This is a genomic window from Halorussus sp. AFM4 (assembly GCF_051194995.1).
In the GTDB taxonomy this organism is placed as follows: Archaea; Halobacteriota; Halobacteria; order Halobacteriales; family Haladaptataceae; genus Halorussus.
On sequence record NZ_JBNTJT010000001.1, the window covers coordinates 1,185,854 to 1,208,170 of the forward strand.

The window sequence follows — 22,317 nt, forward strand, 5'->3', positions numbered from 1 at the left end:
GTGGCCGGGGGCACGCGGTCGGCGTCCGGCCTCCCGGGCTCGCTCGCGCGGTACGCCGAGCTCGTCCGCGTGCCGAACCTCTTCACCGCGCCGCCCGACGTCCTGCTGGGGGCCGCGCTGGCCGCCGGAACCGGGGCGGGCGTTCCCCTCGGCGGGGTCGCCGGGCTCGCGGTCGCCTCGGTCCTGCTGTACGCCGGCGGGACCGCGCTGAACGACGCGTTCGACGCGCCGAGCGACGCGACCGAGCGCCCGGAGCGACCGATCCCCTCCGGGCGGGTGTCCCGGCGGACGGGGTTCGGGCTGGGCGCGCTGTTCCTCACCTGCGGCGTCGCGGCGGCGGGGCTCGCGGCGGGCGTCGGCGGGGGCGTCGCCGCGGCCGCCGTCGCGACCGGTGTCCTCCTGTACGACGGCGCGCTGAAGGGCGGCCCGGTCGGGTTCGCGACGATGGGCGCGGTCCGCGGGCTGAACGTGCTGCTCGGGACGACGGCGGCGACCGGGGCGGCGGTCGCGCTGTCCGCGTCCGGGGCGGGCGTCGTCCTCGCGGTGACCGCCTACGTCGCGGCCGTGACGTACATGGCGGACGCCGAGACCCGGACCGGCGAGCGCGGCCGCGTCCTCGTCGCCGCGGCGGGCGCCGTCGTCGCGACCGCGGCGCTGCTCGGGCGACTGCTGCTCGCGGCCCCGACGCTCCCCGAAGCGGCGGCGACGCTCGCACTGGGGGCGGGGTTCGGGGCCTGGATTGCCGGCCCGCTCCGACGGGCCTACCGGAGCCCCGATCCCGGGACCGTCGGGTCCGCGGTCGGCAAGTGCGTCCTGGGCCTGGTGATACTGGACGCCGCGTTCGTGGCGACGGTCGGCCCCGGCTGGGCGGTCGCCATCGCGGCGTTTCTCCTGCCGGCGGTTGGGCTCGAACGCCGGTTCGACGTCTCCTGAAGCGCGTCTCCCCACGCGTCCCGGGGCGCGTCAGTCGGTCGCCGACCCGAACAGGGTCGGGCGCCACCGCCGACCGAGGAGGTAGGCGAGGACGGCGACCAGCGCGGCGACACCGAGTACCGCGTAGAGCTGCGTCTCGCCGAGCGACCGGGCGGCCTCACCCAGCGCGAGTACCACCGCCGCCTCGAGGAAGTACTTCCCGCCGCGCCCGGCGAGCGACGCCGCGAGGTACGACCGCGGCGCGAGTCCCAGCGCCCCCGACGCCACCGACAGCAGTTCGTACCCCTCCGGAATCGGGGCGAACGCGCCGACGGCCACGGTCGCCGCGCCGTGTCGCTCGACGTACGCCTCGGCGCGCTCGACGCGGTCGCCGGCGAACCGGCCGTCGAGGACCCGGCGACCGCCGGCCCGACCGACCAGGAAGCCGAGCCCGCCCGCCAGCACCGACCCGGCGGTGGCGACGGCGGCGTAGCCGAACGCCAGCGTCGGGTTCGCGACCGCGAGCGGCACGAGCACGAAGTCCGGCGGTACCGGGAACAGGAAGAACTCCAGGAACGCGACCGCGAACAGTCCCGGAGCGCCGAGCGAGACGAACAGCTCCCGCGAGAGCTCGACCGACCCCGGAAACGCCGCCCAGCGCATCGCCGTGCGGATACGCCGAACACCGTGATACGTCTTGGGGAGGACAGGTTACGACCTCGTTTCGGTGACGGGCTCGGACGCGACCGAGGTCCGCGCGGAATCCCGCGGCCGGTCGCCGGCGGAAACCGCCGTCCTGCGGCGGCCCGTTTCGGCGCGACCGGACCTATCAGCGTTCGTTCCATAGGCCAACCGTATCGACCGTACGACGGCAGTTCTCCCGACCGCACGACCGGTAATCACCGGTACGAAGTCGTAATCACCGGATCGAAACCGCAACGATGCCCCGTCCTTATCTGCGGAGTCACCGACGCCAATTAACGGATTTCCGATGAGCACAGACGACACCGAGAACCCCGACGACGAGCGGAGAGCGGACCGAGCGAGCGCGGACGAACGGCCGCGCGAGGAGACGGAGAACGACCGCGCGGAGACCGAGGACGAGATGGTCCACGAACGGGCCGCGGAGCGACGGGCGGGCACGTCGCGGCGCACCGTCCTGCAGGGCGTCGCGGCCGGGTCGGTCGTCGGCCTGGGCGGCCTCGCGGCCGGCCGGGACGACGGCGGCGCGGCGGACCAGGAGACGACGACCCAGCAGGGCGGCCAGCAGAGCTTCTTCGAGAAGGGGACCGAGGTAGGCACCCAGGTCGTCGCCGACGGCCCGCTGACAGCCCCGACCGACTTCGCGGTCGCGCCCGGACAGAACCGGGAGTTCGTCGCCGACCAGACCGGCGAGGTGTACGAGATGACCGACGACGGCGTGCGCGAGCAGCCGTTCATCGACGTCAGCGACCGGATGGTCGAACTCGGCCGGTTCTACGGCCTGTACGCCGACGCCCAGCAGAGCTACGACGAGCGGGGGCTGCTCGGCATCGAGTTCCACCCGAACTTCGGGGAGAACCGCCGGTTCTACCTCCACTACAGCGCGCCGCCGACCGACGAACTGCGCACCATCAACTGGGACCACATCGAGGTGGTCTCGGAGTTCCGGGCGAGCGACGACGGCACCACTGGCAACCTCGACTCCGAGCGCGAGCTGCTGCGGATCCCCTCGCCGCAGTACAACCACGACGCCGGCCCGATCGCGTTCGGCCCGGACGACTACCTCTACGTCCCGATGGGCGACGGCGGGGGCGCGAACGACAACATGTACGGCCACGTCCCCGACTGGTACGAGGCCAACACGGGCGGCAACGGCCAGGACATCGTCCACAACCTGATGGGCGACGTCCTCCGCATCGACGTGGACAGCCAGGGCGAGAACACGCCCTACGGCGTCCCCGACGACAACCCGTTCTCGGGCGAGGCGCCGGGCCGCGACGAGATCTACGCCTACGGGTTCCGCAACCCGTTCGGCATCTCGTTCGACAGCCAGGGCAACATGTTCGTCGCCGACGCCGGCCAGAACCTCTGGGAGGAGGCCAACGTGGTCGAGAAGGGCGGCAACTACGGCTGGAACGTCAAGGAGGGCACCCACTGCTTCAGCACCGAGCGGCCCAGCACCCCGGGCGCCATCACCGACTGTCCGTCGAACGCGCCCGACCAGCCCTACGGCGGGGCGCCGCTGCAGGACCCCATCGTGGAGTTCCCCCACGAGTACGAGGGCGGCTGGGTCGGCATCACCATCGTCGGCGGCCACCGGTACGAGCAGTCGACCATCTCGGGCCTGCAGGGCAAGTACATCTACGGCGTCTGGACCGAGGACCCGACCCGCCGGCGGCCCGCCGGCCGCATCCTGGCCGCGACGCCGCCCGAGGGGTTCGACCAGGGCGGCGGGACCCAGACGACCGCGGAAGGTGGACAGACCACCGCGGCGGGCGAGCAGACGACCACGCAGGAGGCCGCGTTCCAGGACCAGACGACCACCGCGAACGAGACCACGACCACGGTGGAGCCGGCCGAGGGCGAGAACATCGAGAAGGCGCCCGCGGAGGAGGGCACGCCGGGCGAGACGACGACCCAGGGCGGCCAGGAGCAGGTGCCACCGGAGGGGCCGGAGGTCGTCCCGCGCGACGAGCTCTGGGACATGGAGGAACTGGTCATCCGGGGCGACTTCAGCTGGTTCGTCCGGCAGTTCGGCCGGAGCCCCGACGGCGAGATCTACGTCCTCGCGGGCAAGCGCGGCGTCCCCGAGGGCAACGAGGGCGCGGTGCTGAAGCTGGTGCCGCCGGGCGAGGGCGACGGCGGGCAGACGACGCAGGCCGGCGCCGACACCGACGAGACGACGACCGCGGCGCAGGACCGCTGAGGAGTCGGCTTTCGCCACGCTTCCGTCACTTTTTCTTCGGCGGCGAGCCTCACACGGCCAGCACGTCGAGCGGCGTCTCGTGTCGGGTCACCCGTCGCCCTGCATGTCCTCCAGGAGTTCGCGGAGGTCGGCGACCTCGATCGCGTCGAAGCCGAACGTTCCGCCGTCCGGCCGCGTCAGCGCGTAGTCGAACTGGTCGCCCTCGTCGATGCGGATGCCGTCCGGGTCGCCGACGATCGGGTCCTCGCCGGGGTCGGTGTCTGGGCCACTGGTCACGGAACCACCGTGGGCGGTTCGGCGCGGCGGCGCTTCACTCTGTGGGCGGTGGGTCGCCCCGGGCGCCGGAGCGGGAGAGTGAGTTAGGGGAACGGGTGAACTCTATCATCCCCAATTTTCGTGACGTAGAAGCGCTTTCCACGCCGAGAGTGGTATTGACAGGCATGGATACGCCTGACTTCCCGGACGTCGACTCCGTCGCGGTCGAGCCCGACCACTGCCACCGGTGCGGGGCCGCGGTCGGCGTCACCGAGTTCGAGGGGCGCGAGCACCCGTGGTGCCCGGAGTGCGACCTCGTGCTGTCGCGGAACCCGGTGGCGGGCGTGCAGGCGGTCGTCCGCGACGACGACGCCGACCGGGTCCTGCTGCTCGACGAACCCGTCCCGCAGCACGAGGGCGTCCGGAGCCTCCCCGGCGGGCACGTCAGGCACGACGAGGGGCCGCGGGAGGCGCTCGTCCGGGAACTGGCCGAGGAGACCGGCCTCCGCGCCGACCCCGCGGACCCGGAGTTTCTGACCATCCACCACGCCGAGTTCCCGGACGTCGCGCTCTACCTCGTCACGTACACCCTGGAGCGCTCGCAGGTGTCGGGCGAGCCGACCCCGGAGTTCGAGGGGTTCGAGGCCGCCTTCCTGCCGGTCGCGGAGGTGCTGTCGTCGCCCGACCGCCTCCGGGAGTCGGACCGCAGGCGCATCGAGACGGCCTTCGACGTCGAGTAGAAGAGAAATCGAGTAGAAGGGGAACGATCAGCGCGGAGGTCAGTCGTCCGCGCTCGCCGCGCCGGCCCCGCCGCCCGAGACGTTCGCGTCGGGCACCGTGCCGTCCTCGTTCCAGCCCCGGACCGCGTAGTACTCGTCGAGCGCCTCCTCGAAGCCGGGGATGTCGTAGGGCAGGCGGTCGGCGTCCCGGGCGATGCCCCGCTGATTGTTGAAGTGGCGCTCGAGCTCCACGATGCGGTCGCCGATCGCCAGCAGGTCCTCGAAGTCGGCGTCGAACAGCATCTCGTAGCGCTCGGGGCTCATGAAGTCCCGGGAGAACTTGCAGACGACGCCCGCGTCGTTGAGCGCCATCAGGTTCTCGCGCTCGACCAGCCGCTCGGGTTTCCCCTCGAGGCCGGTGGGTTCCATCGCCTCGTCCTTGCCGACGAGGGGGTACTCGACCGAGTAGAAGGTGGCGTACATGTGGTCGGCCCCCCGGTTGGCCACGGCGTAGGAGAGGCCCTGGCCGTGGAGGATGCGGCCTTCGTGGGCGGCGAAGTCCATGCCCTTCACGGTCCAGTTCTCGACGCCCAGCTCCTCGTGGGCGCGGTCGATGCCCTCCGCGAGCAGGTCGCCGACGCCCTCGCGGTGGGCGATCTTCTCGACCAGGTCGAGGATGAGCTCCTCGTCGCCGAACGCGTCCTCGCTGGCGAGGTACGCCGACACCGTGTTGCCGGTCGAGATGGTGTCGATGCCGTACCGGTCGCAGAGCTCGTTGGACTTCATCACGTCAACGATGTCGTCGATGCCCGCGTTCGAGCCGAACGCCATCGCGGTCTCGAACTCCGGCCCCTCGGTCTCGACGCCGGCCTCCTCGTCTCTGGTCGGGAGCTTGCAGGCGAACGCGCAGGCCGAGCAGGTGCCCTTCTTGTACTTCTTCTCGGCGACCGAGTCGCCGTTGATGCCGTCGGCGCCCTCGAACGACTGCTCGGAGAAGTAGTAGGACGGCAGCCCGTCCATCTCGTTGGCGAGGTCCATCACCGAGACGGTGCCCTGCTCCTTCATGATGTGGTCGGTGGTGGCGGCCTCGCGGTGGATCTCCATCTGGTCCGCCGGGATGTCGATCTCCGGCGGCGAGTCGCCGTCGAAGGTGACCGCCTTGACGTTCTTCGCGCCCAGCACCGCGCCCAGGCCGCCCCGCCCGAACGCCCGCTCCTCGGTCGTCATGATGGCGGCGAACCGGACCCGGTTCTCGCCCGCGGGGCCGATGCAGGCGACGTGCTCGGACTCCAGGCCGTGCTCGTCCTCGATGTACGCGCAGGTCTCGGGCACCGTGGCGCCTTCGAGGTCCGACGCGTCCTCGAACTCGACGCCCTCGTCGGTGACGTGGAGGACGACCGGGTCGTCGCTCTCGCCGGCGATCTCGACCGCGCCGTAGCCGGTGTCGGCGAAGTGCCGGGACATGAACCCGCCGGCGTTCGACGACAGCAGGCCGCCGGTCAGCGGCGAGACGCCCGTGACGTTCATCCGCCCGGTGAAGCTCATCTGGGACATCTGCATCGGCCCGGTCGTGAAGAACAGGCTGTTGTCGGGGCCGAGCGGGTCGGCGTCGAACGGGATGCGGTCGTGGGCCAGCTTGGTGCCGACGCCGCGGCCGCCGATGAACGATGCGAGCACGTCGTCGACGTTCTCTGTACGGGTCTCGCGCTCGCCGACGTCGATCGTCAGGAGCGGTCCTTTCGCGTGGTTCATGGTCACAGTTTTCGATTTCGGATTAATAAATATGTGTCACCCGCCGCTCGGGGAACCGGTGCCGTCGACCCGCCTCACTCCTCGGGCCAGCGCTCGATGTACACCGTCTCGTCGGTGTAGAACCGGACCATGTCGTCGCCCTGGGCGTGGAGGTCCCCGAAGAACGACGCCTTGCGCCCGCCGAAGTGGAAGAACGCCATCGGCGCGGCCGTCCCGACGTTGACGCCGAGGTTGCCCGCCTCGGCCTCGTGGCGGAACCGCTTGGCTTCGGCGCCGCGCTCGGTGAACACGCTGGCGGCGTTGCCGTACTCGCTCCGGTTGAGCACCGACAGCGCGTCGTCGAAGTCCTCGGCCCGGATGAGCGCGAGCACCGGGCCGAAGATCTCGTCGCGGGCGATCGTCATCTCGGGGTCGACGTCGCCGAACACCGTCGGCGTGAGGTAGTGGCCCTCCTCGGGGAGGTCGGCGTCGCGCTCCCGGCCGTCGAGCAGGAGCGTCGCGCCCTCCTCGACGCCGGTCTCGACGTACTCCCGGACCGTCGCCTCGTGGTCGGCCGTCACGAGCGGTCCCATCTCGGTGTCCTCGTCGAGGCCCGCACCGACGGTCAGACTCTCCGCCTCGTCGACCACGCGGTCGGCGAACTCCTCGTAGACGTCGCCGTGGACGACCGCGACCGGGTTGGCGAGGCAGCGCTGGCCGGAGTTGGCGAACGCCGAGGAGACCGTCTGCTCGGCCGCGAAGTCGAGGTCCGCCGACTCGGAGACCAGGATGTGGTTCTTCGCGCCGCCCTGGGCCTGGACGCGCTTGCCGTGCTTCGCGGCGGTCTCGTAGACGTGCTTCGCCACCGGCGTCGAGCCCACGAACGACGCGCCGACCACGTCGTCGTGGGCCAGCAGCGCGTTCACGGTGTCGGGCCCGCCGTTGACCAGGTTGACCACGCCGTCCGGGAAGCCCGCCTCGTCGATGAGTTCGAAGAGCTTCCGGGCGGTGAACGGCGTGCGCTCGCTCGGCTTGAGGACGAAGGCGTTGCCCGACGCCACCGCGTACGGCAGGAACCACAGCGGGATCATCCCCGGGAAGTTGAACGGGGTGACGGCCGTGAACACCCCGAGGGGCTGGCGGACCGCGGTCTCGTCGATGTCGGGCGCCGCGTTCGGGAGGTGGCCGGCCTGGAGCATCGTCGGCATCCCGCAGGCGACCTCGACGTTCTCGATGCCCCGGCGGAGCTCGCCCTTCGCCTCCGCGAACGTCTTGCCGTGCTCCTCGACCAGCACCTCCGCGAGGTCGTCCTGGTGCTCTTCGAGGAGCCGCTTGAGCTCGAAGAGCGGCTGGATGCGCTCCTCGACCGGGCGGGCCGACCAGTCCTCGAACGCCTCGTTCGCGCGCGCGACCGCCTCGTCGACGTCGGCCGCGTCGCTGAACGGCGTGACGCCGACCCGCTCGCCGGTCGCGGAGTCGACCACTTCCTGCTCGCCCTCGCCGGCGGGGTCGCGCCACTCGCCGCCGACGTAGTTCTGCGCTCGCGCGGCCTCCGTCTCGTCGCCGGTCGACAGCGGCGTCTCGCTCATCTCACGCCACCCGCTCCTCGGTGAGCTCGATGCCGCGGTCGGCGAGCTCGGCCGCGAACTGCTCGGGGTCGAACAGTTCCTCGGGCGGCTTGGCGCCGGTGTCGAGCGCCTCGCCCGCGCCGACGACCTGCGCCGCCACGCCCATCGGGACGCCGGTCCAGACCGCGGTGGCCTTCAGCCCCCAGTCGTCGAGCCGGGACTCGACCACGACGCTCGACCGGTAGTGAGCGTGCTCGCCGTCCTCCTCGCCGACGACGTCGATCTTGAACGACTTCCACTCCTCGACAGCGCCGGGCTTGGGCTGGCGGTCGAGGTGCCAGTCGAGGAACTCCCGGGGGCTGAACTCCGCGCCCCTGAACTCGACCGCCTCCTCGCTGGTGAGGTTCAGGCCGATGAGCACGTCGCAGATGTTGACGAGGTCGGGCGAGAACGCCACCCGGAAGTCGACCGTCTCGACGCCCTCGAAGGTGTAGGGCATCGTCGCGAGCTCCGAGTGGATGCTGTGGAATCCCTCGACCTCGCCGACCGGGTCGGGCATCGTGTAGGTCTCGCGGCCCGAGAGGGGTTCGAGTTCGCGGTACTCGCCGTCCTCCCAGACGATGGGGTTCATCGTGAGCTCGTCGAGGATGGTCTTGGCCGAGTAGGCGAACCCCTCGCCGCCGCCCTTCGCGCCGGTCCGGATGTGGATCTCGTCGACGCGGTCGAGGTGGGCCGCGCTCCGGGCGGTCGCGACGTTGGTGAGCCCGGGGCTCGCGCCGATGCCCAGGACGGCGGTCAGCCCCGCCTCGTCGAACGCCTCGTCGAGCTCGAGCTGGTCCTGGGTCGTGTGGTAGAGGCCGCCGAGGTCGAGGTAGTGGGCGTCGGCCTCGAGGCAGGCCTCCATCACGTCGACGTTGAACGCGTAGGGGAGCGCGTTCGCCACCACGTCGGCGTCCGCGAGCAGGTCGACGAGCGCCTCGTGGTCGGTGACGTCGACCGCGGCGACCCGGACGTCGCCGGGGAGGTCGGCCGCGAGTTCCTCGGCCGACTCGACGTCGGCGTCGGCGATGGTGAGGTCGGCGTCGCTGTTCTCCGCGAGTTCGTGGGACGTGGCGCGGCCCATCGCGCCGCATCCGCCGAGTGCGATTACGTGCATCAGTAGTCCTTGTAGTTCATCATGACCGCCTTGGTCTGGGTCATCGCTTCGAGGTGCCACTTGCTGCCGTACCGGCCGCCCGACCCGCTCTCGCCGTAGCCGCCGAACGGGAGGAGCCGCTCCCAGTAGTTGTTGGTCTCGTTGACGAACACGCCACCGGCCTTGAGCCGGTCGGCGGCGTCGTGGGCGCGCTCGAGCGAGTCGGTGAAGATGGCCGCCTGGAGGCCGTACCGCGACCGGTTCGCGATGTCGATGGCCTCGTCGTAGTCCCGGGCGGTGATGACCGGCGACACCGGCCCGAACGTCTCCTCGCGGGCGACGTCCATCTCCTCGGTCACCCCGTCGAGCACCGCGGGGTCGAAGAACAGGCCGTCGGTGTCGCCGCCGGTCAAAAGCTCCGCGCCCTGCTCGACCGCGCCGTCGACGTGGTCGACGACCTTCCGCTGGATGCGCTCGCTCACCATCGGGCCGACGTCGGTCCCCTCCTCGTAGGGGTCGCCGAGTTCGAGGGCCTCGGTCCTCTCGACCACCGCGTCGACCAGGTCGTCGTGGACCCCCTCGGTCGCGATGACCCGCTCGGTGCCGCAGCAGACCTGGCCGGCGTTCCAGTTGCTGCCCGTGACGATGCTCTCGGCCGCGTGGTCGACGTCGGCGTCGTCGAGCACGAGGATCGGGTCCTTCCCGCCCATCTCCAGCAGGCACTGGGCGTTGCGCTCGGCCGCGGTCTTGGCGATCTGCTGGCCGACCTCGGTGCTGCCGGTGAACGCGATGAGCCGGACGTCCTGGTGCTCGACCAGCGCCTGACCGGTCTCGCCCGCGCCCGTGACGAGGTTGAACGCCCCGTCCGGCAGGCTCGACTGGTCGAACGCCTCCGCGATGTGGTAGGCGGTCAGCGGCGTCTCCTCGGCCGGCTTGAACACCACGGGGTTGGCGGTGGCGATGGCCGAGTAGATGGAGCCGCCCGGCACCTCCAGCGGGAAGTTCCACGGGCTGATGACCGCGCAGGGCCCGTAGGGCTCGCGCTGGGTGTAGGCGAACCGGCCGCGGAACTCCGAGGGCACCACGTCGCCGAACAGCCGGATGGCGTCGTGGGCGTAGTCGTCGCTGGACTCGATGACGTACTCGGTCTCGTCGTAGGACTCGTGGAGCGGCTTGCCCTCCTCGCGGGTGATGCCCTCCGCGATCTCGTCCTCGTTGGCCTCGAAGTAGTCGGTCACCTCGTCGAGCACGGCCGCCCGCTCGAAGGCGGTCATCTCCTCGAGCTCGCGCTGGGCGCGCCGGGCCGCCTCCACCGCCTTCCGGACGTCCTGTGCGGAACCGGCCGGGACGGTGTCGATGACCTCGCCGTCCACGGGCGAGTCGACCTCGATGCCCTCGCTGGCCTCGGCGTCGACCCATTCGCCGTCTATGTAGAGCTGTCTCATGCGTGAGTCACTCTATCGAATGGCGACGCGGGCCAAAAATCTTTCTGAAAAATCGAGTGTTATCCGCAAAGATTTCGGCGCGCGCCTCGTCGCCCCGGTTTCAGCGGAAGCGAGGCGCGACCGACCGGATCGCCGTCAGCGGGCCGTACTCGACCGTCTCCGGCTCCTGTGTCGCCTCCGTCCTCGGCGGCTCCTCGACAGAACCACTGCGGAAAGAGCGTCGAGGGGAAGAAACTTCGGAGCGGGTCAGAGCGACGGGTCGTCGAGCGCGAGGTTGACCGACTTGCGCTGGGTGTACTCCGAGAGCGCGTCCTTGCCGCACTCCCGGCCGATGCCCGACTGCTTGAACCCGCCGAACGGCGTGCCGGGGACGGTGCCGAAGTACTGGTTCACCCAGACGCTCCCGGCCTCGACGTCGGCGGCCGCCCGGTGGGCCCGGGAGGCGTCGGTCGTGAACACGCCGGCGGTCAGCCCGTAGGTCACGTCGTTGGCGATCTGGATGGCCTCGTCGTACGTCGAGAACGTCGTGACGAACTGGACCGGCCCGAACACCTCCTCCTGCGCGATGCGCATCTCGGGGTCGACGTCGCCGAACACCGTCGGCTCGACGTAGTAGCCGGCCCGGAGCTCCTCGTCGTCCGGCCGGCCGCCGCCGGTCAGTACGGTGGCGCCCTCCTCCTTCCCGAGTTCGACGTATTCCTCGACCTTCTCGCGGTGGGCCCCGTAGCACAGCGGGCCCTGGTTGGCGTCCCGCAGGGGGTCGCCGACCGACCGGGACTCGACCGCGTCGAGATAGCTGTCGAGGAACTCGTCCTCGACGTCCTCGTGGACGAGGATGCGGGTCCCGGAGTCGCAGGACTGGCCGTTGTTGTAGAGGCCCGCGACCGCCGCGGTCTCGGCCGCCGACTCGAGGTCGGCGTCGGGGAAGACCACGAACGGGTTCTTCCCGCCGAGTTCGAGCGTGACCGGCGTCACGTCGGCCGCGGCGGCCCGCATGACCTCCCGGCCGACCGGGACCGACCCCGTGAACGACACCTTCCGGATGTCGTCGTGGCCGGCGACCGCCGCGCCCGCCTCGTCGCCGAAGCCGGGGACGACGTTCAGCACGCCGTCGGGCAGGACGCCCTCGGCAAGCTGGGCCGCCCGGATCACCGCGAGCGGGGCCTGCTCGGCGGGCTTGGTCACCGAGGTGTTGCCGGTCGCGAGCGCCGCGCCGACCTTCCACCCCATCAGGAGCACGGGGTAGTTCCACGGGAGGATCTGGCCGGTCGCGCCGTACGGTTCGCGCCGGACGTACGCCAGCGAGTCGTCGCCGACGTCGGGCACCGACCCCTCTTCGCCGGCCGCCGCCGCGGCGTAGTACTCGAAGAAGTCGATGCCGGTCTCGACGTCGGCCTTCGCCGCGTAGAGGGGCTTGCCGACCTCCAGGGTCTCGAGGAGCGCGAGCTCGTCGAGGTGGTCCCGGAGTTCGGCCGCCCACTCCCGGATGCGGTCGCCCCGCTCCATCGCGGTCAGCTCGCCCCATTCGCCGTCCGCGGCGGCCCGGGCGGCCGCCACCGCGTCGTCGACGTCGGCCTCGCGGCCGCGCGCAACGTCTGCGATGGGGGCGCCGATTGCCGGGTCCTCGGGCGCGAACGTCTCGCCGTCGGCCGCCGCGGTAGTCTCGCCGTCGACGACGAGACCGAACTCGACGCCGTCGGTCGCGTCTTCGATCGCCGATTCGTGATTCGCTTCGAGTGAGTCGTCGTACGCTGTCATGGGGAAAAGGTTCGTGCGGTCGGGGGTTTGTTCGGTTGCTGTGCGGTCGGGGTGTCTGTGCTGTGCGTCGGTGTCACTTCGTCAGCACGACGACGTTGTCGGTCGTCCAGCCGACCGTCACGGTCCGGCCGGTCGAGAGGTAGTCGCCGCGGTCCGTTATCTGCATGTCCACCGTGAGCAGCTGGCCGTTGTCGAGCCGGACCTCGAACTTCCCGAAGTTGCCCTTGTAGATCTCGTCGACGACCTCGGCCTCGAACTCGTTGTCCAGGCCGCCGGCCTCGGGCCCGAGCCGGATCTTCTCGGGCCTGACCGCGAACGAGACCTCGCCCGACGCCTCGGGCTCGGACGGGACCCGGAACTCCAGGCCGTCGCGCTCGACGACAGCCCCGTCGTTCGTCTCGGCGTAGTGGCCCCGGACCAGGTTGGTCTCGCCGATGAAGTCGGCGACGAACTCGGTCTCGGGCTCCTCGTAGATCTCGGTCGCCGACCCGAGCTGTTCGAGGTGGCCGTCGTTCATCACGGCGATCTCGTCGCTCATCGTCAGCGCCTCCTCCTGGTCGTGGGTGACGTAGACGAAGGTCGTCCCGAGCTCCTCCTGGAGGTTCTTGAGCTCGACCTGCATGTTCTTCCGGAGCTTCAGGTCGAGCGCCCCGAGCGGCTCGTCGAGCAGCAGCACCGTCGGCTCGGTGACCAGCGCCCGCGCCAGCGCGACCCGCTGCTGCTGGCCGCCCGACAGCTCCGAGATGTCGCGGTCCTGGAAGCCGGGGAGCTCGACGAGTTCGAGCACCTCGGCCACCCGGGCCTCGATCTCCTCGCTCCCGGTCCGGCTGACCAGCCGGCTGAGCGCGCCGCGGACGCCGCTGCGCCTCGCGGCCGTCGTGCCGCCGTCCGAGGCGGTCGCCCGGGCGTCGCCGTCCGCGCCGACCCGCGTCGCGCTGCGCTCCTCGGGCAGCCCCTGCATCTGGAGGCCGAACGCGACGTTCTCGCCCACCGTCATGTGGGGGAACAGCGCGTACGACTGGAACACCATGCTGGTGTCGCGCTCGAACGGCGGGACGTCGTTGACCCGCTCGCCGCGGATGTACACGTCGCCCTCGGTGGGGGTCTCGAACCCGTCGATGCACCGGAGCAGCGTCGTCTTGCCGCAGCCCGACGGGCCGAGCAGCGTGAGGAACTTGCCCTCCTCGATGTCGATGCTCACGTCGTCCACGGCGACCACGTCGCCGAACCGCTTGGTGACGCCGTCGAGCCGAACGTCGTAGTCGGTCATCGCTCAGGCGTTCTGGATCTCGGTCCACGCCCGGCTGTACATCTGGGTGGCCTGCCCGAGGTTCTGGATGTACTCGAGGTTGCTCATCGTCTTCTGGCTGGGGTAGATGCTCTTGTTGTTCAGGATGGACTCCTTGATGTGCTTCTCGGCCGACTCGTTCGGGCTGCCGTAGTAAGTCCAATTGGTGATGCGCGCGCCGATCTTCGCGTTCAGGTAGTAGTTGATGAACGCGTGGGCGGCGTTGGGGTGGGGCGCTTTCTTGGTGATCGCGCCGTTGTCCACCCAGATGACGCCGCCCTCCTTGGGCACCGTGTAGCCGATGGGCGAGGAGCCGTCCTTGTACGTCTCCCAGTAGGCCTGGAACACGCCGCCCGACCACGCGTGGACCGGGCTGGCCTGCTTGTTGATGAGGTTGGTGGTGAAGTTCGACGAGTCGTACGCCTTCAGGAGGCTCTTCTGGTTGATGAGCATCTCCTTGGCCTCCTCGACCTTGGACTCGTCTTTGGTGTTGAGCGAGTAGCCCAGCCGCTTGAGGGCCGCGCCGATGGTCTCCCGCATGTCGTTGAGCATCGTCATCTGGCCCTTCCACTGCTGGTTCCACATCGCGTCCCAGGAGTTGATGCTCACGTCGCCGCCGAGCATCTCCTTGTTGTAGCCGATGCCCGACGTCCCCCACTGATAGGGCGCGGAGTACGTCCCGGGGTCGGGGTCGTACGGCGTGTCGGTGAACTTCTTGCCGAGGTTGCCGTAGTTGGGAATCTTCGACTTGTCGAGCTGCTGGAGCATCCCCTGCTCGACCATGACGTTGATCATGTAGTCGCTGGGGAAGACCAGGTCGTACTGCTTCAGCCCGCCCGCCTTCAGCTTGTTGAACATCTCCTCGTTGGAGGCGTAGTTCGAGACGTTTACCTTCACGCCGTAGGCCTTCTCGAAGTCCTGGACCGTCCCGCTGGGCCAGTAATCGCCCCACTGGAAGATGTTGAGCTTGTTCTCGAGCTCGTAGTCGAGCTCCTTCAGGTCGTACTTCTCGCGCGGGTTCGACGTCCCCGCGGTCGTGGTGTCCGACCCGGCGGTCGTGGTGTCGGCCGCCGTCGTGGTCGTGGTCGTGTTCTGCCCGCCGCCGTCGCCGCCGGTGCAGCCGGCGAGCCCGGTCAGCCCGACCGCGGCCAGCGAGCCGGTCGTCTTGAGGAACCGCCGCCTGTCGCCTCGGGTGGAGTCTTGCTTGCCCATGTGTATCACACCATCTCTTTCGGTCAAAGGCGGGTCTTTGACATAAAGATTGTGGAGAAATGCAGGCGATTCCGAACTTCTTCTACCAGATGGGGCCCTCGAACCATTGGGCGACTGCCACGATGCCCATCGTCGCCACGATGATGAGCGCGGCGACGACGTTGACGCCGGGGGTGATGCCCTGGCGGACCATCGAGAAGAAGAAGATGGGCAGCGTGTTCTGGTTGCCGATGACGAAGAACGTCACCACGAAGTCGTCGAAGCTCATCGCGAACGCCAGCAGCGCGCCGGCCATGATGCCGGGCTTGAGCAGCGGCAGGGTGACGTACCGGAACGTCTCCAGCTCGTTCGCCCCGAGGTCCTTGGCGGCCTCCTCGAGGGTCCGGTCGAAGCTCTGGAGCCGCGCGAGCACCACGATGGTCACGAAGCTGATGTCGAACGCGATGTGACCGATGGTCGCGGTGTGGAGCCCCAGCGACATCCCGATGATGTTGAAGAACAGCAGCAGCGAGATGCCCATGACGATGCTGGGGATGATGATGGGCATGTAGACGACGCCCGTGAACAGCCTCTTCCCCGGGAACTCGTAGCGGTTCAGCGCGAACGCCAGCATCGTCCCGAGGACGGTGCTGACGACCACCGTCACCAGCGCGATCTCGATCGAGTGGACCAGCGCCGTGAACGCGGCGTCGGGGTTGACCCGTGCGACGGTGTTTCCGGCCAGGAGGTCGGCGTACCACTCGGTCGTGAACCCCTGCCAGACCAGCGCGTACCGCGAGTCGTTGAACGACAGCGCGATGAGCACCCCGATCGGGATGTAGAGGAAGAGGTAGACCAGCGCCGCCTCCAGCGCGAGCAGCGGGCCGCTCCACTCGAACACCCGCGACCGGAGCCGCCCCAGCAGGCTCCTGTTGCCGGTTCCGAGGCTCATGCGATATCAGCGCTCCCGAACCGCTGGTAGGCGGCGATCGCCAGCAGCATGATCCCCATCAGGGTGAACGACCCGGCCGCGCCGAGCGGCCAGTTGCCCGCGGCCCCGAACTGGTTGGCGATGAAGTTGCCGATCATCTGGCTGTTCGGCCCGCCGAGCAGGCCGGGGATGACGTAGGCGCCCGTGCTGGGGATGAACACCAGCAGGCTCCCGGCGACCACGCCGGGCATCGACAGCGGGAACACCACCCGCCGGAACGCCTGGAACTGGGTCGCGCCCAGGTCCATCGCGGCCTCCCGGAGCGTGAAGTCGATCTCCTCGATGCTCGCGTACACGGGGAGTATCATGAACGGGATCCAGATGTACACCAGCCCGACCATCACCGCGAACCGGGAGTTCATCAGCGAGTCGCCCGCCGCGAACCACGGGAGGAACCCCAGCGCGTTCGTGAGGACGCTGTTGCCCGACAGCAGGATCTGGATGGCGTAGATGCGCACCAGGAAGGAGGCCCAGAACGGCAGGATGATGAGCACCAGCAGCAGGTCCTGGTACTCCTCGGGAGCGACCCGGCCCACGAAGTAGGCCATCGGGTAGCCGACGACGAACGAGATCACGGTCGCCAGCGTCCCGAAGCCGATGCTCTTTATCGTCAGCTGGACGTACGGCGTCGGCTCGCCCGCGGCCAGCTGGAACGACCCGGGGACGAGGGCTTCGATCACCCACGCGACGGTCCACCAGACCGCCTGGAACACCGAGGCGTCGTCCGGGACGAAGAAGAGCCGATACTGCTGGAGCCCGAGGTACTCGGGCGCGATGAGCACTTCCCCGAACGCGCCGCGCTGGCCGAAGCTGTAGTAGAACATCACGGCCAGGGGCGCGAGGAAGAACACGAGCAGCCAGAGCCCGCTCGGGCCGGCGTTCAGCGCCAGCCCGGTCCAGCGGTGCTGGCGCAACCGCCGGAAGAGCGACGATCCCGACTGCCCCTCCCGCTCGCGCGTGGTGTGTTCGCTTGCCATGCGTTCCTGTCTCGCATCCTCGGCGCGTCCCGAAATAAGTTTTGCCCTGTTCGGATATTGGCCGATGATTTTCCCGCCGAAAGCCGGAATCCAGACAAAGTTTTTGTTACCGCGGCCAATACGTCCGACAGGATGAGCGCGGACCCCGGGGCGTTCGAGGTGGCGCTGTGCCAGTACGAGTTCGAGAGCGTCGAGTCGGTCGACGCCCTGATTCGGCGAGTCGAGGGGCTGTTCGACCGGGCGGGCGACGCCGACTGCTACGTCCTGCCGGAGCTGTTCGCCAGCGACTGCCTCCCGAGCGGGGAGGGGCCGGCGACCCTCGGTTCCGCGCGGCGGACCGCGCTCCACGACGCGCTCGCCGCCGCGGCCGACGACCGGGAGGCGGTCGTCGTCGGCGGGTCGTACAACGTCGCCGAGGACGGGGCGGTGTACAACCGGTGTCCCGTCGCGACGCCGGGCGGGGGCGTGGAGACCTACGACAAGCGCCACCTCGTCCCCGAGGAGCGGGAGGCGGGCAAGCGCCCGGGCGCGGCGCGACCGCCGGTGGTCGAGCACGGCGGCGTCGGCGTGGGCGTCGCGGTCTGCTACGACGTGGAGTTCCCCGAACTGGTCCGGGACCTCGCCGACCGGGGCGCCGAGGTCGTCGCGGTCCCCTCCTGGACGGCCGGCGAGGCCGGGTTCCAGCGGGTCCGGCGGTGCGCGGCCGCGCGGGCGGTCGAGAACCAGCTGTACGTCGCCCACGTCAGCGTCGTCGGCGAGCGGTCGGCGGACCTGCGCGGCACGGGGCGCTCGGCGGTGTACGCGCCGTGCGACGACGTGGTCGGTCCGCGGGGCACCCGGCTCTCGCTCCCGCGCGACGAGTTCGCGGCCGGGACGTGCGCCGTGGACGTGGCCGCGCTCCGGAGATCGCGGTCGGACGCGGCGGTCCGCCCCTACGCCGACGCGGGCCGGCGGGAGGAGTGAGATATGGTCAAAAACAGAACGAATACGGAAACGCGGACGGAACCCACCGACATGAGCATCGACGAGATCGACGCGAAGATACTGAAAATCCTGCAGGCCGACGGGCGGACCGCCCTCTCGGAGATCGCCCGGCGGCTCGACATGGGGAGCGCCACGATACACGAGCGGGTCAACACCCTCGAGGAGGAGGGGTACATCCAGGACTACCGGGCGGTGCTCGACGCCGAACTGCTCGGGCTCGACAACGTGGCGTTCATCCGGGTCGAGACCGAGGCCGGGCGGTTCTCGGAGGTGGCCGAGCGGCTCGCCGAGGAGGGCGCCATCCAGGAGATCCACGAGCTCACCGGCGAGACCGACCTGCTGTTGAAGGTCCGGGTCGGCGACCGGGAGGACCTCACCGACTTCCTGAGCCGCATCGGCAAGTACGACGGCGTGGTCTCGACCACGACCGACGTTGCCCTCCGGAGCGTCAAGGAGGAGAACCGGCTGCACATCCCCGAGCGATGACGGGCTGGGACCTCTCGCCGTCGGTCCGGAGCGAGGTCGGCCACCTGGACCGGGCGCTCGTCCACGAGCCCGGCCCGGAGTTCTCGACCGTGGTCGACCCCGACGCGTGGGGCTGGGACGGGCTCCCCCGCCAGGAGACCGCGGCCGAGGAGCACCGGGCGCTGGTCGAGCAGCTGGAGGAGGCCGGCGTGACGGTCCACCGCCTCGACGGCGCGCGCGAGGGGCTCGCCGAGTCGCTGTTCGTCAGGGACGTCGGGCTCGCGGTCGAGGGCGGTCTCGTCGTCGGGAAGATGGTCGAGGAGACCCGCCACGGCGAGGAGCGCCGGGTCGCCGAGCGGGCGCTCGACCTGGGGATTCCCGTGTACCACACCGTCCACGGCCCCGGCGGGTTCGAGGCCGGCAACGTGGTGTGGATCGACGAGGAGACCGTCGCCGTCGGCCGGTCCCAGACCACCAACGCCGAGGGCATCCGGCAGGTCCGGACCGTGCTGGAGACCTACGACATCGACGTGGTGGAGGTCCCCATCTTCGGGAGCACGGAGAGCACCGGCCAGACCCACCTCGCGCTGGTGTTCGGGATGGTCGCCGAGGACCTCGCGCTGGTCTACCCGCAGGCGGTGCCCCCGGAGTTCCTCGAGCTCCTGCACGACCGGGGGATAGAGACGGTGAAGGTCCCGATGCGCGAGCAGCGGAACCGAGCGACCAGCACCGTCGTCGTCGAACCGGGCCGCGTGCTGCTCCCCTCGGGCAACCCCCGCGTGCGGGAGTCGCTCGCCGAGCGCGGGATCGACGTGATCGAACTCGACGTCCGGGAGATCCGGAAGACCGGCGGCGGGCTGAAGGGGCTGGTCCTCCCCCTCGAGCGGAGTTGAGAGGCCCTCTTTTCTCCGATTCCGGCACACTTCCGTATCATTTTCGTGATTTTCCCTTCTTTGCCAAAGATTTATTGAGAGTGCTTCCGTCGTCTGTGACGATGAGTCTCGGTGACAAAGAGCAAGAGCGGGACCACGCGGAGCGGCTCCGCGAGCGGACGAGCAAGAGCGAGCAGTTCCACGAGCGGGCGACGCGGACGACCCCACTCGGCGTCGAGTCGAACGTGCGCGCGTTCGACCCCTACCCCTTCTACGTGGAGGAGGCCGACGGGTCGTACCTCTACGACATCGACGGCAACGAGTACCTCGACTTCCTGCTGGCCCTCGGCCCGATCATCCTCGGGCACGGCCACCCGGAGGTCCGGGAGGCGGTCAAGGCGCAGGTCGACAAGTGCGACCTGACCGCCACGCCCCAGCCCGTCGCCATCGAGTTCATGGAGAAGGTCGCGGAGATGACCCCCAGCATCGAGAAGGTCCGGCTGGCCAACTCCGGGAGCGAGGCGACCATGCACGCGATGCGGGTCGCCCGGTCGTACACCGGCCGGGACAAGATTGCCAAGCCCGAGGGCGGCTACGCCGGGGCGCACGACTACGCCCTCCAGAGCGTCTACGCCAGCGAGGAGGCGCTGGGGCCGGCCGACGCGCCCAACACGGTCTCCTACGGGACGGGCATCCCGGAGGCGGTCTCGGACACCGTGGTCCCGTTCCCGTTCAACGACAAGGAAACGACCGAGGAGATTCTCCGCGAGCAGGCCGACGACGTCGCGGCGGTCATCATCGAACCCGTGATGTTCTCCTGCGGCTGCCTCAAGCCCCGGGACGGCTACCACGAGTTCCTCCGGGACCTCACCGAGGAGCTGGGCATCGTCCTCATCTGGGACGAGGTGATGACCGGCTTCCGGCTCGGCCCCCAGAGCGCCCAGGGCCGGTTCGGCGTCACGCCTGACATGACCACCTTCGCCAAGGCCGCGGGCGGCGGCTACCAGATGGCCGGCTTCGGCGGGAAGGCCGAGATCATGGACGAGATTGCGCCGCCGAAGAAGAAGGAGGAAGAGAAGTGGCACGCCTCCGCGTTCCACGGGGGCACCTACAACGGCCACCCGGTCTCGGCCGCCGCGGGCCTCAAGACGCTCGAGATCCTCGACGAGCGCGACGTGTACGAGCACATCGAGGAGATGGGCGACCGGCTGTTCACGGGCCTCCAGGAGGTCGCCGACGACGTCGGCATCGCGGCGAACGTCCAGCACATCGGGTCGATGGGCCAGGTGTACATGACCGACCGCGACATCCACAGCTACCGGGACACCTGGCACGCCAACGAGGACCAGTTCGCCGACTGGTGGCTCGAGGCCGCCGCCGACGGCGTGCTGTTCGGCAACCCGATGCAGGGCGAGCGGTTCTTCACCACCTACACCCACACCGAGGAGGAGATTGACCGGGCGCTGGAGACCGCCGAGGACGCCTTCCGCGCGGTCGACCACGAGTACGAATGAGCCGCACCGAGAGATAATGAGCGAACAGGGAACGAGTCCTGAAAGAAGTTCGGCCGAGGGCCGACGCGGGGGGCAGGACCACCCTCGCGGGAGCTACGACGTCATCGTCGTCGGCGGCGGGGTCGTCGGCTGCGCGGTCGCCCGCGAACTCGCCGCCGACCGCGAGGTGCTGGTGGTCGAGCGCGGCCAGATCGCCGGCGAGGCCACCGCGCTCGCCGCGGGCGAGATCACCATGTCGCCCTCGTACACCGACGAGCCCGAGATCGCCGACCACGCCAACGAGTTCTTCCGGGCCTACGACGGCACCGGCGAGTTCTCGTTCGCCGAGCGGCCCAGCGTCGAGCTCGTCCCGCCCGACCGGGAGGGCGAGGCCCGCAGGCGCGCGGAGCGTCTCGCCGACGACGGCGTCGCCGTCGAGTTCCTCGGACCCGACGAGGTCGAGCGCCGGCACCCGCGGTTCGACCTGTCGGGGTTCGCCGGGGCGGTCCGCCACGAGGACACCGGCTTCGTCGACCCCTACACCTTCGCGGTCACGCTGAAGGAGGGCGCCGAGGCCAGGGGGGCGACGGTCCTGACCGACACCGCGGTCGCGGGCCTGCGGACCGACGGCGACCGGGTCGTCGGCGTCGAGACCGAGGCCGGCGCGTTCGAGGCGCCCCGGGTGGTCGTCGCCGCGGGGTGGCGGACCGAGCGGTTCCTCCGCGACCGGCTCGAGCTCCCGGTCCGGCCGTACCGGACCCAGTGCGTCGTGCTCGACCCCGGGGAGTCGCTCGCCGACGACTTCCCGATGGGGTGGGTGCCCGGCGAGCACGTCTACTTCCGGCCCGAGCGCAACGGCGACCTGCTGGTCGGCGGGTGGTCGTTCGCCGAGGACGACCCCGAGGCCGCGAGCGACCGGGAGGACGAGGCGTTCCGCGACCACGTCGCCGACCTCGTCCCGGGCTTCCTCCGGGCGTTCGACCGCGCCCGGTTCGTCAACGGCTGGGCCGGCGTGGACGGCGCGACCCCCGACACCCGGCCGATCGTCGACGCGCCCGCCGAGGGCCTGGACGGGCTGGTCGTGGCCACGGGGTTCCACGGTCGGGGCGTGATGACCGCGCCCGTCGCTGCGACCGCGGTCCGCGAACTGGTCGGCGGCGAGCCGGCGCCGTTCCCGCTGTCGCCGTTCGCGCTCGACCGGTTCGAGTCGCGGAGCCGGGACTTCGAGTTCTTCAGCATCAGCGCGGGCGACTGAGCCGCGCAAGCGGCTTCGAGACACACCTTCAACCATGACAGACACGAACCGAGACGCGAACCGACACAGCTATCGGACGAACGCAGTCTACCGCAGCCCGGCCGACCGCTCCGAAGAGCGGTCGGTGAGCAGAACAGTGGTCGAGACCGTCGCGGCGCTCGAAGACGTAGCGGAGACCGAACTGCCCATTCTCGCTGACTCCGTCGACCCGGGCGCGCTGGACAGACTCTTCGGACCGCGGTTCGACGGGGACCGGCGAGCGGTCGAAGGGCGAGTCGAGTTCGAGTACGCCGGCTACCGGGTCGCCGTCGCGTCCGACGGCGAGTTCACCGTCAGTCCGATCGCGAACGACGGGTAGCGCGCCGGCGGT

20 protein-coding genes are annotated in these 22,317 nt (G+C 70.0%); 9 read left to right on the top strand and 11 right to left on the bottom strand.

What is annotated here, in order from left to right:
• The gene (locus ACQUQF_RS06185; protein ID WP_435176830.1) at positions 1 to 933 is read left to right on the top strand and encodes a UbiA family prenyltransferase; all 933 of its coding nucleotides are present in this window, start codon (positions 1 to 3) and stop codon (positions 931 to 933) included.
• 30 nt (positions 934 to 963) lie between these two features.
• Here the strand turns inward: ACQUQF_RS06185 and ACQUQF_RS06190 are convergent, their stop codons facing one another.
• A complete protein-coding gene (locus ACQUQF_RS06190; RefSeq protein WP_435176832.1) occupies positions 964 to 1,575 on the bottom strand; it encodes a YqaA family protein in 612 nt (203 codons plus the stop codon).
• Positions 1,576 to 1,903: 328 nt separating this feature from the next.
• Here ACQUQF_RS06190 and ACQUQF_RS06195 point away from each other — a divergent pair, with 328 nt between their 5' ends.
• Positions 1,904 to 3,820, top strand: a complete 1,917-nt coding sequence (locus tag ACQUQF_RS06195; protein WP_435176834.1) for a PQQ-dependent sugar dehydrogenase — start codon at positions 1,904 to 1,906, stop codon at positions 3,818 to 3,820.
• 87 nt (positions 3,821 to 3,907) lie between these two features.
• Here the strand turns inward: ACQUQF_RS06195 and ACQUQF_RS06200 are convergent, their stop codons facing one another.
• The gene (locus ACQUQF_RS06200) at positions 3,908 to 4,096 is read right to left on the bottom strand and encodes a hypothetical protein (RefSeq protein ID WP_435176836.1); all 189 of its coding nucleotides are present in this window, start codon (positions 4,094 to 4,096) and stop codon (positions 3,908 to 3,910) included.
• A 164-nt stretch (positions 4,097 to 4,260) separates the two neighbouring features.
• Here ACQUQF_RS06200 and ACQUQF_RS06205 point away from each other — a divergent pair, with 164 nt between their 5' ends.
• Positions 4,261 to 4,815: an NUDIX hydrolase gene (locus tag ACQUQF_RS06205; protein ID WP_435176838.1), complete on the top strand. Its 555-nt coding sequence runs from the start codon at positions 4,261 to 4,263 to the stop codon at positions 4,813 to 4,815.
• A 39-nt stretch (positions 4,816 to 4,854) separates the two neighbouring features.
• Here the strand turns inward: ACQUQF_RS06205 and ACQUQF_RS06210 are convergent, their stop codons facing one another.
• The 9 genes from ACQUQF_RS06210 to ACQUQF_RS06250 form a co-directional block, all read right to left on the bottom strand.
• On the bottom strand, positions 4,855 to 6,546 hold the full coding sequence (locus ACQUQF_RS06210) for an aldehyde ferredoxin oxidoreductase family protein (RefSeq protein WP_435176840.1): 1,692 nt from the start codon (positions 6,544 to 6,546) through the stop codon (positions 4,855 to 4,857).
• Between the two features lie 74 nt (positions 6,547 to 6,620).
• Entirely contained in the window at positions 6,621 to 8,114 is a 1,494-nt protein-coding gene (locus ACQUQF_RS06215; RefSeq protein ID WP_435176841.1) for a CoA-acylating methylmalonate-semialdehyde dehydrogenase, read from the bottom strand.
• 1 nt (position 8,115) lies between these two features.
• Complete coding sequence (locus ACQUQF_RS06220) at positions 8,116 to 9,249, bottom strand: saccharopine dehydrogenase family protein (protein ID WP_435176843.1); 1,134 nt, start codon at positions 9,247 to 9,249, stop codon at positions 8,116 to 8,118.
• Positions 9,249 to 10,673 (bottom strand): aldehyde dehydrogenase family protein, encoded by a 1,425-nt coding sequence (locus tag ACQUQF_RS06225; RefSeq protein ID WP_435176845.1) that lies wholly within the window; start codon positions 10,671 to 10,673, stop codon positions 9,249 to 9,251. Before ACQUQF_RS06225 ends, ACQUQF_RS06220 begins: the two co-directional genes overlap by 1 nt.
• Before the next feature lie 246 nt (positions 10,674 to 10,919).
• On the bottom strand, positions 10,920 to 12,431 hold the full coding sequence (locus ACQUQF_RS06230; RefSeq protein WP_435176847.1) for an aldehyde dehydrogenase family protein: 1,512 nt from the start codon (positions 12,429 to 12,431) through the stop codon (positions 10,920 to 10,922).
• A 73-nt stretch (positions 12,432 to 12,504) separates the two neighbouring features.
• Positions 12,505 to 13,701: an ABC transporter ATP-binding protein gene (locus ACQUQF_RS06235; protein WP_435176849.1), complete on the bottom strand. Its 1,197-nt coding sequence runs from the start codon at positions 13,699 to 13,701 to the stop codon at positions 12,505 to 12,507.
• Between the two features lie 3 nt (positions 13,702 to 13,704).
• The gene (locus tag ACQUQF_RS06240) at positions 13,705 to 14,931 is read right to left on the bottom strand and encodes a polyamine ABC transporter substrate-binding protein (protein WP_435176851.1); all 1,227 of its coding nucleotides are present in this window, start codon (positions 14,929 to 14,931) and stop codon (positions 13,705 to 13,707) included.
• Between the two features lie 82 nt (positions 14,932 to 15,013).
• Positions 15,014 to 15,862 (bottom strand): ABC transporter permease, encoded by an 849-nt coding sequence (locus ACQUQF_RS06245; RefSeq protein WP_435176853.1) that lies wholly within the window; start codon positions 15,860 to 15,862, stop codon positions 15,014 to 15,016.
• Positions 15,859 to 16,878: an ABC transporter permease gene (locus ACQUQF_RS06250; protein WP_435176855.1), complete on the bottom strand. Its 1,020-nt coding sequence runs from the start codon at positions 16,876 to 16,878 to the stop codon at positions 15,859 to 15,861. Before ACQUQF_RS06250 ends, ACQUQF_RS06245 begins: the two co-directional genes overlap by 4 nt.
• Before the next feature lie 132 nt (positions 16,879 to 17,010).
• On the opposite strand from ACQUQF_RS06250, the gene ACQUQF_RS06255 reads away from it, so the two are divergent.
• The 6 genes from ACQUQF_RS06255 (at position 17,011) to ACQUQF_RS06280 (ending at position 22,305) form a co-directional block, all read left to right on the top strand.
• The gene (locus ACQUQF_RS06255; RefSeq protein ID WP_435176857.1) at positions 17,011 to 17,841 is read left to right on the top strand and encodes a nitrilase-related carbon-nitrogen hydrolase; all 831 of its coding nucleotides are present in this window, start codon (positions 17,011 to 17,013) and stop codon (positions 17,839 to 17,841) included.
• A 51-nt stretch (positions 17,842 to 17,892) separates the two neighbouring features.
• Entirely contained in the window at positions 17,893 to 18,348 is a 456-nt protein-coding gene (locus ACQUQF_RS06260; RefSeq protein ID WP_435176859.1) for an Lrp/AsnC family transcriptional regulator, read from the top strand.
• On the top strand, positions 18,345 to 19,220 hold the full coding sequence (locus ACQUQF_RS06265) for a dimethylarginine dimethylaminohydrolase family protein (protein WP_435176861.1): 876 nt from the start codon (positions 18,345 to 18,347) through the stop codon (positions 19,218 to 19,220). Before ACQUQF_RS06260 ends, ACQUQF_RS06265 begins: the two co-directional genes overlap by 4 nt.
• A 101-nt stretch (positions 19,221 to 19,321) precedes the next feature.
• On the top strand, positions 19,322 to 20,713 hold the full coding sequence (locus ACQUQF_RS06270; RefSeq protein WP_435176863.1) for an aspartate aminotransferase family protein: 1,392 nt from the start codon (positions 19,322 to 19,324) through the stop codon (positions 20,711 to 20,713).
• A gap of 16 nt (positions 20,714 to 20,729) precedes the next feature.
• Positions 20,730 to 21,947, top strand: a complete 1,218-nt coding sequence (locus ACQUQF_RS06275) for an NAD(P)/FAD-dependent oxidoreductase (protein WP_435176865.1) — start codon at positions 20,730 to 20,732, stop codon at positions 21,945 to 21,947.
• Between the two features lie 124 nt (positions 21,948 to 22,071).
• Positions 22,072 to 22,305, top strand: a complete 234-nt coding sequence (locus ACQUQF_RS06280; RefSeq protein ID WP_435176867.1) for a HalOD1 output domain-containing protein — start codon at positions 22,072 to 22,074, stop codon at positions 22,303 to 22,305.
• Positions 22,306 to 22,317: the final 12 nt, after the last annotated feature.

Bases quoted from the DNA above. Each gene is read 5' to 3' on its own strand.
- ACQUQF_RS06220 (WP_435176843.1), bottom strand. From the start codon at position 9,249: ATGCACGTAATCGCACTCGGCGGATGCGGCGCGATGGGCCGCGCCACG.
- ACQUQF_RS06270 (WP_435176863.1), top strand. From the start codon at position 19,322: ATGAGTCTCGGTGACAAAGAGCAAGAGCGGGACCACGCGGAGCGGCTC.
- ACQUQF_RS06195 (WP_435176834.1), top strand. From the start codon at position 1,904: ATGAGCACAGACGACACCGAGAACCCCGACGACGAGCGGAGAGCGGAC.
- ACQUQF_RS06190 (WP_435176832.1), bottom strand. From the start codon at position 1,575: ATGCGCTGGGCGGCGTTTCCGGGGTCGGTCGAGCTCTCGCGGGAGCTG.
- ACQUQF_RS06260 (WP_435176859.1), top strand. From the start codon at position 17,893: ATGAGCATCGACGAGATCGACGCGAAGATACTGAAAATCCTGCAGGCC.
- ACQUQF_RS06225 (WP_435176845.1), bottom strand. From the start codon at position 10,673: ATGAGACAGCTCTACATAGACGGCGAATGGGTCGACGCCGAGGCCAGC.
- ACQUQF_RS06205 (WP_435176838.1), top strand. From the start codon at position 4,261: ATGGATACGCCTGACTTCCCGGACGTCGACTCCGTCGCGGTCGAGCCC.
- ACQUQF_RS06230 (WP_435176847.1), bottom strand. From the start codon at position 12,431: ATGACAGCGTACGACGACTCACTCGAAGCGAATCACGAATCGGCGATC.
- ACQUQF_RS06235 (WP_435176849.1), bottom strand. From the start codon at position 13,701: ATGACCGACTACGACGTTCGGCTCGACGGCGTCACCAAGCGGTTCGGC.
- ACQUQF_RS06265 (WP_435176861.1), top strand. From the start codon at position 18,345: ATGACGGGCTGGGACCTCTCGCCGTCGGTCCGGAGCGAGGTCGGCCAC.
- ACQUQF_RS06255 (WP_435176857.1), top strand. From the start codon at position 17,011: ATGAGCGCGGACCCCGGGGCGTTCGAGGTGGCGCTGTGCCAGTACGAG.
- ACQUQF_RS06245 (WP_435176853.1), bottom strand. From the start codon at position 15,862: ATGAGCCTCGGAACCGGCAACAGGAGCCTGCTGGGGCGGCTCCGGTCG.
- ACQUQF_RS06240 (WP_435176851.1), bottom strand. From the start codon at position 14,931: ATGGGCAAGCAAGACTCCACCCGAGGCGACAGGCGGCGGTTCCTCAAG.
- ACQUQF_RS06215 (WP_435176841.1), bottom strand. From the start codon at position 8,114: ATGAGCGAGACGCCGCTGTCGACCGGCGACGAGACGGAGGCCGCGCGA.
- ACQUQF_RS06210 (WP_435176840.1), bottom strand. From the start codon at position 6,546: ATGAACCACGCGAAAGGACCGCTCCTGACGATCGACGTCGGCGAGCGC.
- ACQUQF_RS06275 (WP_435176865.1), top strand. From the start codon at position 20,730: ATGAGCGAACAGGGAACGAGTCCTGAAAGAAGTTCGGCCGAGGGCCGA.
- ACQUQF_RS06250 (WP_435176855.1), bottom strand. From the start codon at position 16,878: ATGGCAAGCGAACACACCACGCGCGAGCGGGAGGGGCAGTCGGGATCG.